The 18,451-nt window shown below is 37.2% G+C and carries 16 protein-coding genes; 9 read left to right on the top strand and 7 right to left on the bottom strand.

The features are described 5' to 3' along the window. Positions 1-145 precede the first annotated feature (145 nt). The gene (locus BUC45_RS04740; protein ID WP_296970721.1) at positions 146-865 is read right to left on the bottom strand and encodes a polysaccharide deacetylase family protein; all 720 of its coding nucleotides are present in this window, start codon (positions 863-865) and stop codon (positions 146-148) included. A 205-nt stretch (positions 866-1,070) separates the two neighbouring features. On the opposite strand from BUC45_RS04740, the gene BUC45_RS04735 reads away from it, so the two are divergent. The 9 genes from BUC45_RS04735 to BUC45_RS04695 all read left to right on the top strand — a co-directional run bounded on the left by BUC45_RS04735 (position 1,071) and on the right by BUC45_RS04695 (position 9,869). After that, positions 1,071-1,370 (top strand): hypothetical protein, encoded by a 300-nt coding sequence (locus tag BUC45_RS04735; protein WP_296970719.1) that lies wholly within the window; start codon positions 1,071-1,073, stop codon positions 1,368-1,370. A gap of 10 nt (positions 1,371-1,380) precedes the next feature. Next, positions 1,381-1,647: a TMEM165/GDT1 family protein gene (locus BUC45_RS04730; protein WP_296970717.1), complete on the top strand. Its 267-nt coding sequence runs from the start codon at positions 1,381-1,383 to the stop codon at positions 1,645-1,647. Between the two features lie 265 nt (positions 1,648-1,912). Continuing rightward, a complete protein-coding gene (locus tag BUC45_RS04725; protein WP_296970716.1) occupies positions 1,913-3,535 on the top strand; it encodes a Na/Pi cotransporter family protein in 1,623 nt (540 codons plus the stop codon). 115 nt (positions 3,536-3,650) lie between these two features. Further along, a complete protein-coding gene (locus BUC45_RS04720) occupies positions 3,651-5,276 on the top strand; it encodes a Na/Pi cotransporter family protein (protein ID WP_296970715.1) in 1,626 nt (541 codons plus the stop codon). 434 nt (positions 5,277-5,710) lie between these two features. Then, positions 5,711-6,412, top strand: a complete 702-nt coding sequence (locus BUC45_RS04715; protein ID WP_296970714.1) for a ZIP family metal transporter — start codon at positions 5,711-5,713, stop codon at positions 6,410-6,412. An 80-nt stretch (positions 6,413-6,492) separates the two neighbouring features. Next, positions 6,493-6,912 (top strand): HutP family protein, encoded by a 420-nt coding sequence (locus BUC45_RS04710; protein ID WP_013778639.1) that lies wholly within the window; start codon positions 6,493-6,495, stop codon positions 6,910-6,912. A 210-nt stretch (positions 6,913-7,122) separates the two neighbouring features. Then, positions 7,123-8,148, top strand: coding sequence for an ABC transporter substrate-binding protein (locus tag BUC45_RS04705; RefSeq protein ID WP_296970713.1), 1,026 nt, complete (start codon positions 7,123-7,125; stop codon positions 8,146-8,148). Between the two features lie 16 nt (positions 8,149-8,164). Continuing rightward, complete coding sequence (locus tag BUC45_RS04700) at positions 8,165-9,088, top strand: ABC transporter permease (protein ID WP_296970712.1); 924 nt, start codon at positions 8,165-8,167, stop codon at positions 9,086-9,088. Then, positions 9,075-9,869 (top strand): ABC transporter ATP-binding protein, encoded by a 795-nt coding sequence (locus tag BUC45_RS04695; RefSeq protein ID WP_296970711.1) that lies wholly within the window; start codon positions 9,075-9,077, stop codon positions 9,867-9,869. The genes BUC45_RS04700 and BUC45_RS04695 overlap by 14 nt, the downstream gene beginning before the upstream one ends. On the opposite strand, the gene BUC45_RS04690 is transcribed toward BUC45_RS04695, so the two are convergent. The 6 genes from BUC45_RS04690 to BUC45_RS04665 all read right to left on the bottom strand — a co-directional run bounded on the left by BUC45_RS04690 (position 9,866) and on the right by BUC45_RS04665 (position 18,403). Then, positions 9,866-11,554 carry a B12-binding domain-containing radical SAM protein gene (locus tag BUC45_RS04690; protein WP_296970710.1) on the bottom strand — a complete coding sequence of 563 codons (1,689 nt, stop codon included), beginning with the start codon at positions 11,552-11,554 and terminating at the stop codon, positions 9,866-9,868. The genes BUC45_RS04695 and BUC45_RS04690 overlap by 4 nt on opposite strands. A gap of 159 nt (positions 11,555-11,713) precedes the next feature. Next, the gene (locus tag BUC45_RS04685) at positions 11,714-13,255 is read right to left on the bottom strand and encodes a tagaturonate epimerase family protein (protein WP_296970709.1); all 1,542 of its coding nucleotides are present in this window, start codon (positions 13,253-13,255) and stop codon (positions 11,714-11,716) included. 26 nt (positions 13,256-13,281) lie between these two features. After that, entirely contained in the window at positions 13,282-14,769 is a 1,488-nt protein-coding gene (locus BUC45_RS04680) for a UxaA family hydrolase (protein ID WP_296970708.1), read from the bottom strand. Positions 14,770-14,905: 136 nt separating this feature from the next. Beyond that, on the bottom strand, positions 14,906-16,426 hold the full coding sequence (locus BUC45_RS04675; protein ID WP_296970707.1) for a tagaturonate reductase: 1,521 nt from the start codon (positions 16,424-16,426) through the stop codon (positions 14,906-14,908). 28 nt (positions 16,427-16,454) lie between these two features. Continuing rightward, complete coding sequence (gene iolB, locus BUC45_RS04670) at positions 16,455-17,273, bottom strand: 5-deoxy-glucuronate isomerase (protein WP_296970706.1); 819 nt, start codon at positions 17,271-17,273, stop codon at positions 16,455-16,457. A gap of 44 nt (positions 17,274-17,317) precedes the next feature. Beyond that, positions 17,318-18,403: a M24 family metallopeptidase gene (locus tag BUC45_RS04665; protein WP_296970705.1), complete on the bottom strand. Its 1,086-nt coding sequence runs from the start codon at positions 18,401-18,403 to the stop codon at positions 17,318-17,320. Between the last annotated feature and the right edge of the window lie 48 nt (positions 18,404-18,451).

Here is an 18,451-nt window from a genome sequence, read left to right as displayed (position 1 = left end):
GCAGGTCTTTTTAAAGTCAAATCTTTATATTCCATTCCCTAACCATATTATAGATTTAACCAGTATGCCAGTCAATATATGAATGTTTAAAGTTATTTCAAAAATTTAAAAAGGTCACTTTATTGTCATCAATACGTAAGAATAATTACATCTTCCCCCTTTTCATTTCTCCACTGGACTTATCTATGTAGTAATCTCCTTTTATCAAAAGCTCTGATACAGGTACAATTTCATATCCTTGATGATTAAGCTCCTTTATAATTGACTCCAAGGCATCTTTCGTATGTTTTCCGTTATTATGAAAAAGCACTATGGAACCTGGTTTTACTTGATTTATTACTCTTTCATAAATTGCATTAGCACTCAAATCCTTCCAGTCCAGAGAATCTACATCCCACTGTATAGCGTAATATCCTAACTCGTTACAAGTAGCTATAAGTATGTTGCTATAATCTCCAAAAGGTGGTCGAAATAAAGTGGCATTTTGACCTGTAAGTTCTTTGATTTTATTATGTGTTTCAGTTATTTCTTTCACAATTTCATCTTTCGAAAGGCTCCCCATATTAGGATGGGTTGCTGAGTGATTTCCTATCTCATGACCTTCTGCGGCTATGCGCCGCGTCATATCCGGATATTTGTCCATCCAAAATTCAACGAGAAAAAAAGTGGTTTTTATGTTATATTTCTTCAATATCTCCAATAATTTCGGCGTAATATCCGAACCCCAAGCCGCATCAAAAGATATAGCTACCTTTTTTTCCTGTGTTTCTACCCGATATATGGGCACAAGCCGATCAGCTCCGGCAAAAACAGCAATAGCCTTGGGGAAAAATGTATAATAATTAGCGAATATTACAGCTGCCAATGTTAAAAAACATATAAGCTTAGTTATACTAATCCTGCTAAAAGATAACCGTTTGATTTTTCCCACCTCCCTCTTAATACTTCAAACTTCTTTATTTTATTCATAATAAAAGCCTGATATGAATATTAAGCAAAAATATCATTGCATCGAATATAAGTTAAAAGTTTCGAATACTATTTACTAATAAATTGGGAGGTGGATTTGAATGATTACCACGAGGCAGCGAAAAGGAGTTGTCCTAGGAATAATCTGGAGCTTTATTTCATGGATACCTTTTTATACTAAATACCTAAGTGGAATCAGAAGTTATGTTGGAATACCGGCAGCGCTGGGACTTAACCTTGAACTGGCATTAAATCGCGGCGATGCTTTTGTTTTTAGTATTCTATTGGGAGCTGGTATAGGTTTTTTTACAGCAAGCCTATTGGACTTTTTTACTAAAAGTGTTAAAATTATTGGGCTGTTTCAAACAAAAGGGAAAAAACTTTCTCGAAGGGGGCTGTGATTTTGCTTATATGGAAAACCTTTGTGACAACTTTTACCTTGGTTTTTTAGCAGAGCTGGGAGATAAGACTCAGTTGTCTACAATGCTTTTAGCCGCTCACAACGAATCATATCTAAGTGTCTTTCTCGGAGCAGCTTTGGCTCTTATCTTAAACACTATTATAGGTGTGTATTTAGGCTCGGTTATATCAAAATCACTGCCTATGCATTATATCCATTTAGGGGGAGGTATTGCTTTTATAATTATAGGTATACTACTCATTACTCAAAAGTTCTAAAAATCCATTTCAAAATGTCACATTAATCATACTTATTTTCAGGAATACCGATATCAAAGACTATAACTTAATAAAAAATATTTTAGCATCAATTGCGTTTTATCCTAGAATCATGGTAGAATTAGTAGGCATTAATACATATTTAAATTATTAAGATTTTGATTAGACCAAGTCGCATCAAAATCTTCATTAATAATACATATTTAAGTTGTTTAGATTTTGATATAATTAAATCGACGCATCAATTTCACAAGGGGAGGATACTTTGTCACTAAATTCATTCTTTACATTATTAGGAGGTTTGGGCCTTTTTATATATGGCATGCGACTTATGGGCGATGGGCTTGAAATGGCTGCCGGCGATCGATTGAGAGGTTTAATGGAGCTCCTTACTCGCAACCGCTTATTAGGAGTTTTAGTAGGTACTCTGGTTACCGCAATAATTCAAAGCAGCAGTGCCACCACTGTTATGGTGGTCGGTTTTGTAAACGCAGGGATTATGGATTTTTCTCAAGCCATAGGCATTATAATGGGTGCTAATATCGGCACTACAATGACAGCTCAACTCATCGCCTTTAAACTGACTAATCTTGCTCTACCGGCCATAGGCATCGGAACCGGAATATTCCTTTTTGGCAGGAATAAGACTCAAAAATCTCTTGGACAGGTTATACTGGGATTTGGTCTTTTGTTTTTTGGCATGCAGACTATGGAAATAGCCCTAAAACCTCTTGCTCAAATACCGGAATTTACCAAATTCATAGCGAGCTTTAGTAAAAATCCTCTTCTGGGAGTTTTTGCAGGATTTCTAACCACCGGCATAGTCCAAAGCAGTAGTGCTACTATAGGTATTCTGCAGGCTTTAGCCGGTCAGGGCATTGTTAATATATCCGCAGCATTGCCTATTTTATTTGGAGATAATATTGGGACATGTGTTACAGCCTTGCTTTCCAGTATTGGCACGAATATTACAGCTCGGAGGACTGCCTTATTTCATCTTATCTTCAATATAATCGGAACTATAATCTTCATGCTGCTTTTGCCGCTAGTTCAAACGGCTGTAGCTTTAACTTCCTCTGATCCAGTAAGGCAAATTGCAAATGCCCATACTATTTTTAATGTGGCAAATACCATTATTCAACTTCCTTTTGCCTTTTTGATTATGAAGCTTGTCATTCATCTTGTTCCCGGGGAACCGGAAATAATCGAACACGGTTTAAAATACATTGATGACAGGCTACTTGAAACACCTTCTTTTGCTTTAGCTCAAGTTAAGAAAGAAATTGCAAGAATGGGTAATTTAGCCTTAGAAACTTTAAGGGATTCTACAAATACATTTCTTTATTACGACGAACAAAAAGATAAAATTGCAAAAGAAAAGGAAACTGTTATCAATGATTTAGCCAGAGAAATCACGCGTTATCTCGCCTTACTTTCGCGCACATCCTTACCTGATGACGAACATGTTTCTATAACCGACTTAGTAAGCACAGTAAATGACATGGAGCGTGTTGGAGACCATGCCATGAATATACTGGAACTTGCTGAATTTCGCAATGAACATAGATTGCCTTTTAGCAATGAAGCCATTCAAGAATTAGTTGAAATGTCTTCTAAGGTCATGGAAACCTTTGATCTGGCAGTTTATACGTTTTTGCATTGGGATAAGCCCTCGGCTCAAAAAATTGTGAAAAATGAAGAGGAAATTGACAATATGGAAAGCAAATTGCGTCTTAACCATATAAAGCGACTTAGTGAAGGAGCTTGTGATCCTAGTTCAGGTGTTATATTTCTTGATCTTTTAACTAATCTTGAGCGTGTAGGAGATCACTCCTTTAATATTGCATCATACGTTTTAAAAATAGATAAGAACTACAAAAGACTGTAAAAATAATAAAATCATATTAGCAACTCCTTTTTGGGTGTAAATAACAGGCATAGTAAAATCATAGAGCTTTTGCTAAAATTAAACTAGGTCATCTTTTTGGAAAGGAGGGTATCTGTTGTCTTGGAATTTATTTTTTACAATGTTTGGCGGTTTAGGACTTTTTATATATGGCATGAGATTGATGGGTGAGGGTTTAGAAAGGGCTGCCGGCGACCAGCTTAAAAACCTGGTGGAAATTTTAACGACAAATCGTCTAATGGGCGTTTTTGTAGGTGCCCTGGTTACAGCTATAATTCAAAGCAGCGGTGCTACTACTGTCATCGTAGTAGGTTTGCTCAATGCAGGAATTATGGATCTTTCTCAAGCAGTCGGTGTTATCATGGGTGCAAATATCGGAACTACTATGACAGCACAACTCATCGCCTTTAAACTTTCTAATATCGCTTTACCGGCCATCGGTATCGGAACCGGTATATTTTTGTTCAGCAAAAATAAAACTCGCAAATTTATAGGACAAGTTATATTAGGATTCGGTCTTTTATTTTTTGGCATGCAGACCATGGAAACAGCCCTAAAACCTCTTGCTGAACTACCTCAGTTCATCGGATTTATGACGAGTTTTAGTAAAACACCGATTCTGGGCGTGTTAGCAGGTTTTATACTCACCGGTCTTATTCAAAGCAGCAGTGCCACCATTGGCATACTCCAGGCACTAGCCAGCCAAGGTCTGGTAAATTTATCAATAGCCCTGCCAATTTTATTCGGAGATAATATTGGTTCATGTGTCACCGCACTGCTATCAAGCATCGGAACTAATATCAATGCTAGGCGAGCCGCCTTATTCCATCTTTTATTCAATATCATTGGAACGATAATTTTCTTGCTAATGCTTCCGTTAGTTCAGATGGTTGTTGCCTTAACTTCTTCTGACCCCGTTAGGCAAATCGCCAATGCTCATACTTTTTTCAATGTGGTAAATACTGTCATTCAATTTCCTTTTGCATTTTTACTTGTAAAGCTAATCAATTATATTATTCCAGGAGAACCTGAGGTCATTGAGCGAGGTTTGAAATACATTGATGACAGGCTGCTTGAAACACCTTCTCTTGCTCTAGTCCAAGTAAAAAAAGAAATTGCCAGAATGGGCAGCTTAGCTTTAGAAACTCTTAAAGATTCAATAGATACATTTCTCAAATATGATGAGAAAAAAGATAAACTTGCCAGGGAAAAAGAAACAGTTATTAATGAGCTTGCTCGGGAGACTACCCGTTATTTAGCCTTGCTTTCACGAACCTCTTTACCAGTTGATGAATATAAATCTATAACATATTTTATAAGTGCGGTAAATGATATGGAACGTGTAGGAGATCATGCTATGAACATCTTAGAATTAGCGGAATTCCGCGAGGAACACAAATTGCCATTCAGTCAAGATGCCATTAATGAGTTACTTGAAATGGCTGTAAAGGTTCAAGAAACATTTGATTTGGCTATTTATTCTTTTTTGCATTGGGATGAAGAATCTGCTAAAAAAATTCTTGCAAATGAAGAAGAAATCGATAGTATGGAAAAAATATTGCGCAGCAATCATATAAAAAGGCTTAACGAGGGAACATGCAATCCAAGCTCAGGTGTTATTTTCCTTGATATGTTAAGCAATTTTGAACGTGTGGGAGATCACTCATTTAACATAGCTACATATGTTTTAAACATCGATAAAAACTATAAAAAACTATCTTAAATTCTTGGTGATTATATTCAATTAATGATATTTTATTGCTATAATTTTGAAAAACTATTACGATTAAAGGTCTTTCCGGCATTATTTATTATATGGTGTCGGAAATTTTTTTTAAGTTTTGGGCATTATTATAATAGACTGCAATAGCCCCTAGCATATGCAAAGAAAGAACAGGGCTATTTTCCCTGTTCTTTCTTTGTGTTCCCCTTTTCTTCTTCTTTTTTTATATCTTTATTGCAATACGGGCAAGTCCAAACGTCCAAATTCGCTGCAGAATATGAGCGTTTGTTGCAATGTGGGCATATGATATACGGCAATATAACCCCCCCACTTAAATGATTACCCTGAAATATCCGCTCCGCTTATTGTATAATTCACTAATTCTTTTATAAATCCTGCTTTGTTATTAAAATTTTTTAGGTGGTATAGAGCAAATGCATACATTTTTTAAAATACTATTTTTTAGTTCTATTTCGGGTTTAGCTGTAGTTTTAGGCGGTTATCTCGGAACAAAAAATATTCCGGACAAGATCCTTGCTTTTATTTTGGCCTTTGGATCAGGAGTTTTATTATCGGTGCTTTCATATTCTCTGATGCATGAAGCTTACCAACTGTCAGGGCCATTTTTTACTTCCTTTGCTTTTCTAATCGGAGGTGCCTTTTTTTATATTGTAGAAAGCTTAATGGCTAAATTTGTGGCGCCAGGTACCGGTGCAATACTCGGTACAGCTCTGGATGATTTACCTGAAGCTTTGAGCATGGGAATCGGATTTGCCACTGATGAAGGTAAGTTGGGAATAGTAATAGCTCTGTCAGTTCTACTCCATAATATTCCCGAAGGTATATCTTCCACAAGTGATCTTATGGATAAAGTTGGACTTACAGCAAAATCAGCCATGGTATTGGCCATAACTATAGCACTTTTGGACCCGTTAGCCGCTTTAACCGGATATTATCTGCTAAAAAATTTAAGCGATGTTTGGTTGGGAATGATAATGGCCTTCTCGGGTGGCTCTATATTGTTTATGACAGGTACATCTCTCATTCCAAAAGCTCATAGTTTAGGAACGCATTTAGAAAATGCAGGATTATTATTTGGATTTTTAGCTGCTTTTCTAATAAGCAGATTAATGTAGTAAGGTGGTTTATTCTATGATATAATAATAAAAAATATGCAATTAAAGGACAATATACTTTGGGTAGGGAGGTTTTCTTTTTGGAGAGTACTGATGTAGCAAAAGCGGCTATAAAAATGGCTCTTTCTACACGGTCTGAAGAAGCTGAGCTAAAACAGGTTTTTCGAAATATGGATGTAAAGGTTTGTGCCGTAGATTTTGGAGGTAATTTAGTAAATTCCATTGAAAAAATTATTGAAAGGGCATTGGTTGCCGCAAAGCGAGAAGGGGTTATAAAGGAGAATGTTCACGTATTGGAAGGTGCTCTCATCGGTGCCACCAGAGAAGCTCTTTCACAAGTCTTGCAAAAAGCTGTTGGCTTTAATGTGGGTGGCAAAATCGGAATTGCCCGCTGGGGAGAACATATAAGTGTAGCTATGTTTTTTGGCGTAGGCTTTTTGAGTTTTAATGAAGTGGTTATCGGTTTAGGACACAGGTCCTTACCTGGCAATGACTACTAATCAAACCCAAATAGTTTCAAGATTAAAATTGCTATTGACAAATTCTGATTATAGTTATATGATTTATGCAAAATAACTTGTAGAACGGTAGTATGGTAGGAGATGGGTTTTGTTTGTACGAAAACACTCTTACTGGGTGTTTTTTTGTGTACTCTTTATTTGTCCATATCCCCCCCCATACTGCTAACTAAGATAAGGGGGCTTTTTTAATTGAAGAAAATTTTCGTAACAACATTAATCCTCATCATTGCTTTATCATTTATATTGGCTGGATGCGGCAGTCAAGATAGCAGCAGTTTAAATTCTGATAAATCTTCTCCTGAACCTTCCACTGCCGACAAGATATTCAAAATAGGCATATCTCAATTTGTCGAACATCCGGCATTGGATGCAGCTTGCAAAGGCTTTATTGACGGATTAAAAGAAGCCGGCTTTGAAGAAGGTAAAAATCTAAATATTTTAATAGAAAATGCTCAGGCGGATTTTCCGACTACTCAAGCCATAGCCAGTAAGCTTATAGCAGAAAAAGTAGATCTTATTTTGGCCATTGCCACTCCGTCGGCTCAAGCAGCAGCAAATGCGACCAAAGATATACCGATTTTAGTAACTGCTGTTACCGATCCAGTGGATGCAGGTCTTGTCAAGAGTTTGGAAAAACCGGAAACAAATGTTACCGGTACCACTGACTTAAATCCTGTTTATGAGCAGTTAGAATTGTTAAAAGAAATCCTTCCAGAAGCAAAAAGCATAGGTATAGTCTATAATGCTGCTGAGCCTAATTCAGTTATTCAAGTCAATATTGCTAAAGAATCGGCTAAACAATTAGGACTTGAAATACTTGAAGCTACCGTAGCTAATACCAGTGAAGTAAATCAGGCGATTCAATCTTTAATTGAAAAAGTCGATGCTATATATACTCCGACTGATAATACTGTGGCTTCAGCCATAAGTAATATTGTAAAAGTTGCGAACGACGCAAAAATCCCTGTTATAGGCGCTGAGCGGGGCCATGTAGATGGTGGAGCCTTGGCCACATTAGGAATAGATTATTATCTCTTAGGAAAACAGACAGGTCTAGTAGCTGCAAGAGTTTTAAATGGTGAAGCTCCTACAGATATACCCGTTGAGGGATCTAAGGATTTAAAGCTCATAATAAACAAAAAATCCGCCGATATATTAGGTTTAAGCGTTCCTGAACAGGTGCTATCCAGGGCAGATGAAATTATAGAAAAATAATAGGGGTGTTTTCCACATGTTGCAAAACTTACTCTTGAATTCATTGGAGCAGGGTATGGTGTACGGTATAATGGCTCTGGGAGTATATATAACTTTTAAGATACTGAAGTTTTCCGACCTTACCGTAGATGGAAGTTTCCCTTTGGGAGCCGCAATAGCTGCTGCCCTTATAGTAGGAGGTTATCATCCTTTTTTCGCTACTCTGGCGGCACTTCTTGCTGGAGCATTGGCAGGATGTATAACCGGAATTTTAAATACTAAGGCCGGTATCAGCGACCTCTTATCCGGGATTCTGACCATGACATCACTATATTCAATAAATCTTCGTATAATGGGTCGGCCAAATACACCACTGTTAAATCAGCCGACAATTTATTCAGTAATAGATACTTTTGTAAAAGGGATTTGGCCGGCATTTCCGTCAAAGCATGTTTATTTGATATTTTTTATAATATTTGCCTTATTAATTAAGTTTATAGTGGATGCTTTTTTAAAAACGCAAATGGGATTTGCACTTAGAGCTACAGGTGATAATCCTCAAATGATACGAAGTCAAGGTGTAAATACCGATCTTGCAAAGATAATCGGCTTAGTTATTTCTAATAGCTTGGTAGCTTTGTCCGGCGCCTTAGTGGCACAGTATCTTGGATTTGCAGATGCCGGAATGGGAGTTGGCACTATAGTAGCAGGCCTTGCTTCAGTAATAATCGGCGATACCCTTTTAGGTGGAAGAACTGTATTTATTAGCACATTGGGAGTGCTGTTTGGCTCTTTCCTGTACCGATTTAGTATTTCGTTAGTTCTTTCTTTCCGTTTGGCTCAAGCCTCGGATTTAAAACTTTTTACTGCTATCGTTGTAGTTATTGCTTTAACAGCACCCCAGATTAAACAGGCCTTGAAACTTCGTATAAAAGGATGTGATTCTTATGGTAATTCTTGACCATATACAAAAAATTTTTTATCGGAATACTCCTAACGAAAATCAAGTTTTAAACAATTTATCGCTTAAAGTTGAAGATGGGGATTTTATTACCGTAATCGGCAGTAATGGTGCCGGTAAATCTACCATGCTTAATGTTGTCGCTGGGGTACACCCTGTTGACAGCGGTAGAATTCTTCTAGACGGCATAGATATTACTCATCTTCCGGAATTTAAGCGAGCTGCTTTTATTGGTCGAGTTTTTCAGGACCCCATGCTCGGTACTTCCCCTTCAATGACAATTGAAGAAAACCTGTCCATGGCTTATGCACGACCCAATAATATGACACTTTGCTGGGGTTTAGATTTTCAGCGTAGGAAAATATTTAAAGATTATCTGAAGAACATTCCTCTCGGGCTGGAAAATCGACTTTCTACTAAAGTGAAATTACTTTCAGGTGGTCAGCGACAGGCTTTAACTCTAATCATGGCTACTATGAAAAAACCAAAACTTCTGCTCCTAGATGAGCACACAGCTGCTTTAGATCCAAAAACAGCACAAATGGTAAATAGTCTTACAGAGGAAATCGTGCAAAAGAATAATATCACTACAATCATGGTAACTCACAATTTAGAACACGCTATAAAAATGGGCAATCGGCTCATTATGATGCATAAGGGGCAAATTGTCATGGATTTAAGTGGTGAAGAAAAATCTACCATGACCATCCCCCGCCTGCTCAATAAGTTTGAGCAGCTGCAAGGTGAAAAATTTGCTGAAGATAGAGTTATGCTGGCTTAGATGTCAAACTCAGCATAGTAGTTTTCCCCATCTTTCTGTAAAAAAACTATACCCTTCGTTTTTTTATTGGTACTGTTTGGAACATCATGCCTGAAAAGGCCGTAACTCAGTTGTTGGGATAATTTGTGATTTGATAAACCCATGGCTTGAAACAAATTTGTTTCAAGCCATTTTTTATTGTATGCGTATTCTTTGGCCTTCTTTAAAAATTCTCGAGTTTCGATAGGTTCAATACACTCTGGTAAAGCTGCTTTACCGCTAGTTAGCATAAAATCAAATTTAATTATATCCTTGAAAGCATCTGTATCAATGCCAATATTTTCTGCAAAGGAATATAATATATCATATTGATTTTTTAAAGAATGTCTGGTTCTAAAAAGGTTTCTTTCTTTACAATAATTGTAAAGAGACATAAAAAGCGCAAATGGCCGTTCAAATTTTGTATTAAGATAAGTCATCGAGTATCTGAATCGACCAGTGTTATAATACTTATCCACTAAATGAGCTATTCCCTTAAGTATGCAGAGCTCTTGATAGCTTATATCATTGTTATAAAGAATTTCGTAAGGAGGTCTTGTGCGATAGACAATGCCGTATTTATGGGCATATTTTCTCAGACTGGTACCTTTTAAAAGCTTTAAAAATCCTAACTGAATCTCAGCAGGATGAAGATTGTATACCTCATCAAAGGAATAACCAAACCTTTCAAAGCTCTCATGCGGCAGCCCTGCTATCAAATCCACATGAAGCTTTATACCGGTTGTCTTAAGCAGCTTAATTCCTTCAATTGCCCTTTTTACATTTGGTGTCCTTGATATTTCTTTCAGAGTTTCCGGATTGGTACTTTGGATTCCCACTTCAAACTGCAACTGCTTTTCAATGCCTGACAAAGCTTTTATAAAACGGTCATTTACCAGTTCTGGATTTATTTCACAATGAAATACTGTATTACCAGGAAACTGACGAATGATATCCAACAAATCCAGTGCTCTGTCTAAATTGCAGTTAAACGAACGGTCTACTAATTTTACTACCTTTACTCCCATCTGGGTGAATTTTAATAAGTCATTTTTAACTTTTTCCAGATCTGCTGTTCTGACGTGGGTTTCCAGTGAAGAAATACAAAATGCGCATTTAAAAGGGCATCCTCGAGACGTTTCATAATACACTAATTTATGTTCCAGGTCTTCATCGATGTAGGGAAAGGGAATGTCATTTAAATCCACATACTCCTTTGGAATGTTTACCAATATATTATCATTGATTCGATATGCTAAACCATCAATGCTTTCTATAGGCATCTTCCCATTAAAAGCTTGAAGTAATTCGCAAAAGCGCTTCTCTCCCTCACTTAATATTACATAGTCTACATGCGGAACCCTTTTTAATAATTCTTCTGTTTCATACGAAACTTCCGGCCCGCCTAGAACAATCACAGTCTCACTCTTTATTTTTTTTATATTTTCAGCGATGTACAACACGTCTTCAATATTCCATAAATAGCAGGAAAACCCAATTAGGTCAGCATTGTAAGACATGATATCTTCTAGAATATCATCAAAATTGTCATTTATTGTTGCCTCGTAGACGCTAATATCTTCATATCTGCAATAGGCAGCAATGTCCCGTATAGCAAGATTTGTATGAATGTATTTTGCATTTATTCCTACCAGTAATGTTTTCATTTCTACCCCTCGGTTTATATTTTAAAATTGGCATATAAAAGTGTTCCAGTAAAAACCCACCGTAATCAATATCATTATATCATGGTTTTGGTGTAAAAGTTAAAAAAGCTCCGGCAGTATAAGTATACATACCGGAACTTAGCATATATCCATGGCTTTTTATCTGTTAGAATTCAACAGTTCAATATGTTTGCCTATGTGTCTTTCTAAAGCTTTATAGTAATCATCCTCATGGAGATTTAAGGTTTCGTAAAGTTCATCCCTAAAAAGAAATTTGCCGTTCGCATCTCTTGCAGTTAGAATCAAGCCATAAGTTATGTGAAGCATCTGCCGTGCATCATTCTGGTTCAATACCTTATCTAATTCCTCGTCACATAACTTTGTTATGTCCGGAACTTTACTTAAATCTGTAGTTACATGGTAGTACTTTGTGGCTTCTTTAAAATGTTCTAATGCAAATGCGTATATTCTTCTAAAAAGGCTGGGGTTATTTACAGCTATAACCTTTAAAGCTTCAAGCCAATTGGTGCCAGCAGTTTTAACATGAACCCTTCCTTTAGTGTAATAACCAATTATAGGAAATACTTTAAATTTATCGCTACCGGAATGGATGCTTAATTTATAATCAAAGTGCTCTGCAATCTTTGCATGAACCTTAAACTCTTTCTCGAACTGGTCTAAATCTCCTATATAGTCAATTCCCTTCTGAAATTCACCACAAAATCGAGGGGCAATACTAGTAACCTCAACTTTCATCTTTTCAAGCTCTGATGCAACAAAAAAGTGTGCCTCCGGAGTGGTAGGAGTTTGGGTTTCATCTATAGAAACCTCAAAATCAATCGTTCTTCCTATAGGCTTAACTATATCAAAGAAAATATGTGCAATAAAATCCAAGGCTTTTCCATATATTAAAGCTAATCTTTGAAGGTTTTTATCATCAAACTTTATCTTATACTGGTCAATAACAAACTCATTATCAAGATAATCTTTTTCAATCCTTTTCCTATAATCTGACTTAAGTTCGTCATATGCTTTTACTACTTCATCATCGTTCATTAAAGGTACATCATTGTTTATTTTTTCTGAGCAATCAAGCGTTATCATAGTAAAGCCAAGATTAAGTGCCATTTTAACTTCATCTTCAGTTTTTAAGTGGTCGCCATCTGCGCCAAAGCCGCTATGGTATCCCTCTTGCAAAACCGCCCAAGAGGCAGCATCCATTACTTCTTCATAAGTCCGTTCTGTCAAATCAAGCTCTCTTATGGATTGTTGAGCAAGGACAGGCTTTACAGCAGTATTTTTAATAAGTCTTAGATGACCCGGTGATGCTAATCCCAGTCTGTCGCCCAGCCCCATACTCATTCCATTTTTGCCAAAAGTTACCGGTGAAGTAAAAGGCAGGAGTTTGCGCAAAACGTCAGCATTCTTATGACTTAAAGATGCAAATTTTATCTTTTTATCCTTAAGGTTTATTTTACTCTCAGTTTGAAACTCATCAGTCAAAGCTGGCGATTTATTCTCAATGAGAACTAATTTCTTACATCCTTCAATTCTAGCTAAAAAAATCATGTTTGCATCAATTTCATGAATAGAATCTGGATAAATATCGTCAAAATTATTAACCGCCTCGGCTTTTGCCTCTTCTATATTCAACCCATTCGATATAACCTTGCTACAAAATTTCTCAACAACTGTTGTCAATTTATCTCCTCCTGTAAGCGTACAAGTTACAATGTAACTCCATTTTTAAAAATGGCAATCTCCCTAAATCCCATCTCCTCAGCTTTATTTTTTTGTCCTGAAGCAATATCTGTAACGTAGTCTATAAGTTCTAAAGTTAGTTTTTCCATTGTTTCACCGGATAAAAGCCTACCTGCATCAAAATCCATCCAATTTGATTTCCGATTATAAAGGTCACTATTAGTAGATATTTTTATGGTAGGCACTGCAGTTCCCAAAGGTGTTCCCCTTCCTGTTGTAAACAGAATTAAATGACACCCTGCAGCAGCAAGCACCGTTGATGCTACCATATCATTACCGGGACCGTTTAGCAAACTAAGACCCTTCTTTTTTACCACATCGCCATAATCCAACACATCTACTACATCACTTGTTCCGCCCTTTTGTATACAGCCTAAAGATTTCTCCTCTAAAGTTGTAATACCACCCTTTTTGTTGCCTGGTGATGGATTCTCATAAATTGGCTGGTTATAACTCATGAAATACTCTTTAAAATTATTTATCATTTTTACTATATCTTCAAATACATCCTGATTTATAGCTCGGTTCATAAGGATGGTTTCAGCGCCAAACATTTCCGGTACTTCAGTTAAAATCGTACTCCCACCATAAGAAATCAACTTATCTGAAAAAGAACCCACTAACGGATTTGCAGTTATACCTGAAAATCCGTCAGAACCACCACATTTAAGTCCCACTACCAGCTCTGATATTGGACAAGCCTGTCTCTCGAAATGTGATGCATATTCGACTAATTCTCCTATAAGCTCTACTCCTGCCTGGATTTCATCCTCTACTTCTTGAGCTGCTAAGAACTTTACTCTATCAGGGTTGTATGGTCCCAGTACTTTTTTAAATTCATCGATATTATTGTTTTCACAGCCAAGACCTAACACTAAAACTCCGCCTGCATTGGGATGTTTGACCAGATTTGCCAGAATTGTTTGAGTGCTTAAATGGTCTTGACCCAGCTGCGAGCAGCCGTAAGGATGAGTAAATTCGTAAATACCCTCTATGTTTTTAACGTCTGCAAATTTTCCGGCAGCTATTTGGGCTATAAGAGTAGCATTCCGGTTTACACAACTTACTGTGGGAATAATCCATATCTCATTTCTTATACCTACCTTGCCGTCTTCACGAACAAAACCGCGGAAAGTGCGACTAGTTTCGATGATATCCATATTAGAAAGATGAGGGTTATATTCATAGTTTGATATTTCACCTAAATTCGTTTTCAGGTTATGGCTATGAACCCACTCACCCGCCTTTATATGGGTCGTAGCATGGCCTATTGGGAATCCATATTTTATAACATTTTCGCCTTGCTTTATATCACAAAGAGCGATTTTATGACCTTGGTCTATATTATCTAGGGCTGTAATCGAAAATGAATCTACTCTTACAACTTCGCCCTTGTCTATCTTGTCGATGGCTACTGCCACATTGTCCTTTTCATGTATTCTAATTACCGTCATAAAACTTTCAATCCTTTCGCATGAGTGCAAAGATAAAAGCAAGCTTGCCGTCGCCTTAAGCTTTTCCGGCAAGCATAGGGACTGCTTTCCTTTATTGCTCCGTTTCTTTTATCTGTCTATATCTATGTTCACATGCTTAAACTAATCGTTCAACAGTAGCTTTTATACCATCATTGGTAATTTGATACAGATAATCAGCCACTTTGTCTGTAAGACCATCAATATTATTAAGGTCTTGCTCCCACATCTTGCTGTTAGCAAGTACCGTTTCGGCTACCTTTTTAGCGGCTTCTTTACTACCGTCAAATTCACTCCATGTTTTCTCAAAGAATTCCAGAGCCCACAAATCATCTTTCATGATAAATTCGCCTTTATCTCGGCGAGCTTTCATTTCACTGCCTTCGACCTTTCCATCTTTGTATACCGAAATCAAGGCTGCCAAAGAAAATGTAAGTTTTTCCGGAAGCTTGCTGTACAATTGCTGATATTCGATAATTGACGGCAATACCCTTGTTTTAAATTTCGATGATGAGTTAAGCAGTATGCTTATTAGATAATGTTTAATATATGGATTTTGGAATCGCTCAACAACAGAATCTGCAAATTCAGTCAGCATGTTTTTGTCTAAATTTATAGAAGGAATTATCTCATCATATATAACCTGCCGTGCAAATTTACCTAGAACTTCATGATCCATCATCTCACCAACAGTTTCTAGACCATATAGGAATGCTGCAGGCACCGAGGCTGTATGAGCACCGTTTAATATTCTGACTTTCCTTGTTCTGTATGGTGCCATGTCATCAGTCCACAATACATTAAGCCCTGCCTTGGTAAAGGGAAGTCTTTCAGAAAGCTCTTTAGGACCTTCAATAACCCATAAATGGAAAAGTTCTCCAGTGTCTACCAAGCCATCTTCATATCCTAGGTAATTTAAGATATCCTCTATCTCATCTTTCGGATAGCCGGTTACTACTCTATCTACGAGTGTGTTAAGGAAAATATTATTATCCTTTATCCATTTTTTAAATTCTTCAGGCAAGCTCCAATCATCGGATAGCTGCAAAATAATTTTTTTCAAATTATCGCCATTTCTATCAATAAGTTCACAGGGTATAATAACCATGCCTTTTGTTGGATCGCCCTTAAAGTGGTTAAATCTGTGGTATAGGTATGCTGTAAGTTTTCCCGGATAGGAAATGGGCGGTTTTTTATTAAGACTATCATTTTTATCATATGAAATACCGGCTTCAGTAGTGTTGGAAATCACGAATTCAATATCAGGATTTTCCGCGCATTTAAGATATTCATCCCATTGAGTATAAGGATTTATCCCGCGACTTATCGAACTTATAATTTCCTTTAGCTCAGTAGGCTTTCCATCTTTTAGACCTCTTAAAATTAGAGTATACAAGCCGTCTTGCTCATTTAACCTGTCGACCAAACCCTGGGCAATCGGCTGAACAACTACCACACGGCCGTTAAATAAGTTCTGCTTGTTCATCTGATGAAACATCCAGTCAACAAAAGCTCTTAGAAAATTGCCTTCACCAAACTGGATAACCCGTTCAGGTAAATCATCAGGAAAAGGCTGCACCATAAGGTCTTTTGGAAATTTAAAATCACTTTTTAATAATTCTTTATTTAGTTTTACCATAAAACCTGACCTCCCTTAAGGATTAATTTTATTTCAGTAATGGAGCTACATTGTTAAGCCAAGCTAATTTAGGATCATCTTTTGGGACAAGCTCCCTTCCGTAATCTCCTGCCATTACCCACAGATAATACACCTGAAATCCAGGAGCTGCTGCTACAGGATGATAACCTTCTGGAATGATAACTGTATCTCCATCTTTTAGCATATATGCCTTTCTTAGTGACAAATCATCATTATACATTACTTGAATTCCAAACCCATCTTCAGGCTTTATCTTAAAATAGTACACTTCTTCCATTTTAGCCTCATAGGGAGGATTATAATCGTCATGTTTATGAGATGGATAGCTGGACCATTGTCCGGGACAGGATATAGTCTCACCAACTACTATGCGATGAACCTTGCCTTCACCATTTGCCACAATAATATCTCTGACATCCCGCTGATAGTTTAAAATACCACGATGATTGCATACCACTTCCTCCGGCCTTACCAAAAATGGCTCGAATTTTTTTTCAGCTTTGGCAGAAACCACTGCAGCTTCCAGGGCAAACCCTTGTGCTTCTTCTACTTTAAATGAACTTTGAATTGGTATATAAACCGATGTGGGGTTGCCTGAGAATACATCCTTCCTTTCTCCAAGATTGGTAAATTCTTTTCCATTTACGACCACATTACACTTGCCTGATAAAATAACTAATACTGCCTCTTCATCATCTGTCTTCAGGTTGCATACCTCATTTGAGCCTAATTTCAGCAAGCCCAACCCACAAAATTCAAGGTCTTTGCCTGCTTTTACAACTTGGCTGTAACCTTTTACGTCATTGCTAGGATAAAAGTAGTCCACATTCAAAACCTCCATTTTAAGTTCACTATCTTATAAATACTTAACTACCTGACTAAAATATCTGGCCTATACATCGACTCTCCCTTAAATTCGACTTCTGTAACAGGATAGTTTATAACTTCAGTTAATATTACAGGTCCATCTTCAGTAACTAAGATTGTATCCTCGGATTTTGTTCCCGCTATGCTGGGATTCCATGCATACGCTTGATTTAAGGCGACTGTTACCTCACAATAGGAAGTTGCCCTAAACTCTCTTGAATTGTACCCGGCCATACCACCTTGATGATGATAATGCCATTCATTTGCAAAGCCCACCTGCTCATAGGCGGTTTTACCTATTTCGAATATGTCCTTAACTTTGACGCCCGGCTTTGTCGCTGTTATAAATGCAGTATCAACTTGTAGCACTGCTTGATGTCGCTTTCTCAAATCTTCGGATACTTTTCCAAAATGAACAAGACGAGTAATCGATGTCATAAGGCCATATTTATGACCAGAAATTGCAAGTAATACGTACTTTTCAATAGGCTTTTTTGTAGGCAGCGGATGTCGGCAAGTATAAGCCCGTTCATCCGCACCCACAAGATTTACGAAAGGATAAAAATCATTCCCTGCCGAGACCTTCTTTATCATGCTTGCTACTTCTAATTCAGTATCGCCCGGTTTTATACTAAAGGCTACCTCCTCTAAAATTTTCGACGCACATTTTCCGGTCTCCAGATATCTTTCTTGTTCCTCAGGAAGTAGTTCCCATCTCAACTCGGAAAATTTATCGCTTATTTGAGAATCGGTATAAACACTGTTACTTCCAATTATTTCCTTCAAAATATCATCATATGCTGCAGGTTCCCACCAAGGATATTCTGCAACCTCTATTGGAAGGCCATCTAGCTCCTCGTTTTTTAATCTCTGAGCCTCGATATTACTCGAAAGTAGATATATTTTATCGTAAGTTACCAATAAATCGGCACAGGATTTAGGTGATGTAATATTTACGTAAGGCCTACCACCTGTTAACCATAAAAAATTTATCAGTCCACTGATTAATAGATTAGATGTTCCAACTTCGTTCATGAGAGCACGGACCCTCTGAACTTTTATCTCAAATTCTGCCATTGACCAACTCAATAATTTGCCTCCCTTTATAATCTTTACGTTTTCTTTAACTATCTACCT

The organism is Tepidanaerobacter sp. EBM-38 (assembly GCA_001896545.1).
Lineage (GTDB): Bacteria > Bacillota > Thermosediminibacteria > Thermosediminibacterales > Tepidanaerobacteraceae > Tepidanaerobacter.
Note: the sequence above shows the minus strand (reverse complement) of the source record. Positions and strands in the feature narration are given on the sequence as shown.

What these genes read in the sequence shown, in the direction of transcription:
- BUC45_RS04680 (WP_296970708.1), bottom strand. Translation starts at nt 14,769, where the DNA reads ATGACGGTAATTAGAATACATGAAAAGGACAATGTGGCAGTAGCCATC.
- BUC45_RS04700 (WP_296970712.1), top strand. Translation starts at nt 8,165, where the DNA reads ATGTTGCAAAACTTACTCTTGAATTCATTGGAGCAGGGTATGGTGTAC.
- BUC45_RS04730 (WP_296970717.1), top strand. Translation starts at nt 1,381, where the DNA reads ATGGAAAACCTTTGTGACAACTTTTACCTTGGTTTTTTAGCAGAGCTG.
- BUC45_RS04675 (WP_296970707.1), bottom strand. Translation starts at nt 16,426, where the DNA reads ATGGTAAAACTAAATAAAGAATTATTAAAAAGTGATTTTAAATTTCCA.
- BUC45_RS04735 (WP_296970719.1), top strand. Translation starts at nt 1,071, where the DNA reads ATGATTACCACGAGGCAGCGAAAAGGAGTTGTCCTAGGAATAATCTGG.
- BUC45_RS04715 (WP_296970714.1), top strand. Translation starts at nt 5,711, where the DNA reads ATGCATACATTTTTTAAAATACTATTTTTTAGTTCTATTTCGGGTTTA.
- BUC45_RS04690 (WP_296970710.1), bottom strand. Translation starts at nt 11,554, where the DNA reads ATGAAAACATTACTGGTAGGAATAAATGCAAAATACATTCATACAAAT.
- BUC45_RS04695 (WP_296970711.1), top strand. Translation starts at nt 9,075, where the DNA reads ATGGTAATTCTTGACCATATACAAAAAATTTTTTATCGGAATACTCCT.